Consider the following 2,968-nt stretch of genomic DNA (forward strand, 5'->3'; position numbering starts at 1 on the left):
GGTAAGCGTCCGGTCGTTGCACGTCGCTCAGATCTTGACAGGATTTTCGACTTTCTAAGCCCAAGGCAGGAGTTCATCGAGCCGGTTTACTGGATGACCGTCGACCATGCGGACGAGTACATCGCGCAGCCAGGCATACGGCTCGACGTCGTTGAGCTTGCATGTTTCGATCAACGAGCACAGCACCGCCCATCGGTGCCCACCACCGTCGCTGCCCGCGAAGAGGTGGTTCTTACGGCCGAGCGCGACAGGTCTGATCGCGCGCTCGACCGGGTTGGTGTCGAGCTCGATGCGGCCGTCGTGCAGGAAGCGGGTCAGTCCGTCCCAGCGCGAGAGCGCATAGCGGGCGGCTTCGGCAAGCGTGCTGCGACCCGGCAACAACGGCAGCTGCGCTTCGAGCCAGACCCGCATGGCGTCGACGATTGGTTTGGAGTGGCTGCGCCTGGCTGCAAGCCGATGCCCCGGCGATTGGCCGCGAACGTTGGCTTCGACGGCATAGAGTTCGCCGATCCGTCGCAAGGCTTCCACCGCGATCGGCGCGTTGGTTGCCTGCGCCACGTCGTAGAACTTGCGCCGTGTATGGCTCCAGCACGCGGCCAGAACGATATCTCCCTTGCCTGTAAGACGCTCGAACCCGGCATAGCCATCGACATGCAGAACGCCCTTGAAGTGCTCGAGATGCGATACGGGACGGTCGGCTTTGCGATCCGGCGCAAACAGATAGACCGCAGCCGGCGGCTCCGGTCCGCCCCATGGTCGCTGCTCGCGGGCATATACCCACAGCCTTCCCGTCTTGGTGCGGCCGCGGCCAGGATCGAGCACCGGCACCGGCGTGTCATCGGCAAAAAGATGGTTCGAGGCGAAGACGCTTTTGGCGAGCCGTTCATGCAGGGCTTCCAGCCACCAGCGGGCGCCGCCGACCCAGCCGGCAAGGGTGGAACGCGGAAGCTCGACGCCATTGCGGGCGAAGATCTGCGACTGCCGGTAGAGCGGCGTGTGATCGCAATATTTGCTGACCAGCACCTGTGCCAGCAGCGCCGGCGTCGCCAGCCCACCGGCGATCGGCCGCTCCGGCGCAGGTGCCTGCACCACCGTCTCGCAGGTCCGGCATGCATATTTGGGTCGCGTCGTCCTGATCACGCGAAGCTGTGCTGGAACCCAGTCCAGCATCTCGCTCACGCTCTCGCCGATGGCATGCAGCGCGCCGCCGCAGCACGTGCAGATCATGTGGTCGACATCGACCAGAATGTCCTCGCGCGGCAGATGATCGGGCAACGGCCTGCGATGCGACGGCCGCTCGGCCGGCGGCTTGCCGACGAACGGACGGCTCTCCTGGATGCGCGCGATATCGGCGTCGAGCTCTTCCAGGGCGAGCGCAAGCTGGTCGGGATCGAGGCGCTCGGAGCTGCGGCCGAACTGCGCCCGCTGGAGCTTTTTGATGATCGACTGCAGCCGTTCGATCTCGCCGTCGCGGCTCTGGACCGCAGCCGCCATGTCGCGCACGAGGCGTTGAAGAAGCGCTGGATCGGACGGCAGGTTTTCGAGATCGACCAACATGATCGATTCTATCACAAACTGCCCAGCAACCCAAGGATTCCGGCCTCTTCTACCGCAATAGAAGTGTCGATTTCAGCCCGCCAGCATCGGCCGCCAGAAGCGCTCCGGAGCGCGCCAGTCGATGCCTTCGATGAGCATCGCGAGTTGTGCCGGCGACAGTGCCACCGAGCCGCCAGGCTCAGCCAGGCGCGGCCACATGAACTGTCCGTGGTCCATGCGCTTGGTGAACAGACACAGTCCCGTTCCATCCCAGAACAGGATCTTCAGAAGCGAGGCATTCTTGCCGCGGAAGACGAACAGATGGCCCGAGAAGGGATCCTTCTTCAGATGCTCCTGTATCAGCGTGGAGAGCCCATCGAGACCTTTGCGCATGTCGGTGTGACCCAACGCCAGATGCACTTTAACGCCCGCCGGAACGACGATCATGACGCTTTCTCCTTGCCGGCCAGGTGCCGCTTGACCGCAGCCACAGACGCGCCCGCCGGTGCGAACACGCGCCGCCCGCCATCCAGATCGATCGCCACCATGCCGTCCGGCGGCCGCACGAGATTGCACAAGGCGGCGAGCGCCGGCGGCTCGTGCTCTGCTCCATCAGCGAGCTCGACCAATGCGAGTTCCGGCGCTTTGCGTGCGGTCAGGCCGAACTCTTCGCGCCAGCGGAAGGCCATGCTGGTGGCAATGCCATGGCGGCGACAGACCTGCGCCACGACAACGCCGGGCCTCTCGGTCTCTGCAACGATCGTCCGCTTCTGCTCTTCGGTGAAGCTGCGCCGGTGCGATCGACCGTCCACCGCGTCGGGTGTCAAGCGGTATTGCCGCCGTGCGCAATTAGCAGCGCTGCTTAATTGGGCCCGGGCACTCGGATGAAGAAGCGATCGCCAGTCCATTTCGTCGCCGGATTCTTCCAGGCGATCGCGCCAGATCCGCAACGCATGCCGCGAAAGGCCGAGCGCCGCGGCGTACTCCGCGTGGCCCATGCCGCTCCAGTTCAGCGCCTCGACATGCATGCTCCAGAACGCCCGCAGAGCAATCGGGCCGCTGTCCGTGCGCTTGCCGTAGCGATAGCGCGGGCGCTTTTGGGGACGCTTCGGCTGCTGCGTCTTGCGCTGACGTCCGGTCTTCTTCCGGCGCAAATTCTGCAGCTTTTCCGCACGTTTGCGCAGGTCTTCGCTGCTCACCAGATGGTGCGTCCACAGCTCGAATGTGGTGATCGAAAGATCACGCTGCCGGCAGAATTCCTGCGCACTGAGATTGCTGCTGAGCCAGCACGCGACTTGCGACGACCAGTATGGGCTGTTGGCCTTGGCCCACGAGCGGCGAGGTGCCATCCGGATATCCTCCACAAGACGAAGGAACCCGACATGATGCGAGATTGCACTACTTCAAATATGTGCAGGGACCGGGCGGTTAC

Annotated in this window: 3 protein-coding genes; all 3 read right to left on the minus strand. The window is 64.2% G+C overall.

All coding sequences use genetic code 11. The annotated features are described in order from the left end of the window. Nucleotides 1-54: 54 nt before the first annotated feature. The 3 genes from EN852_RS34435 to EN852_RS42715 all read right to left on the minus strand — a co-directional run bounded on the left by EN852_RS34435 (nucleotide 55) and on the right by EN852_RS42715 (nucleotide 2,885). A complete protein-coding gene (locus EN852_RS34435; protein WP_127878426.1) occupies nucleotides 55-1,557 on the minus strand; it encodes an IS66 family transposase in 1,503 nt (500 codons plus the stop codon). 72 nt (nucleotides 1,558-1,629) lie between these two features. Further along, the gene (tnpB, locus tag EN852_RS34440) at nucleotides 1,630-1,983 is read right to left on the minus strand and encodes an IS66 family insertion sequence element accessory protein TnpB (protein ID WP_127878428.1); all 354 of its coding nucleotides are present in this window, start codon (nucleotides 1,981-1,983) and stop codon (nucleotides 1,630-1,632) included. Continuing rightward, a complete protein-coding gene (locus EN852_RS42715; protein ID WP_127878430.1) occupies nucleotides 1,980-2,885 on the minus strand; it encodes a transposase in 906 nt (301 codons plus the stop codon). Before EN852_RS42715 ends, tnpB begins: the two co-directional genes overlap by 4 nt. Nucleotides 2,886-2,968 lie beyond the last annotated feature (83 nt).

The sequence above is a fragment of the Mesorhizobium sp. M2E.F.Ca.ET.209.01.1.1 genome (genome assembly GCF_004010375.2).
GTDB lineage: Bacteria > Pseudomonadota > Alphaproteobacteria > Rhizobiales > Rhizobiaceae > Mesorhizobium.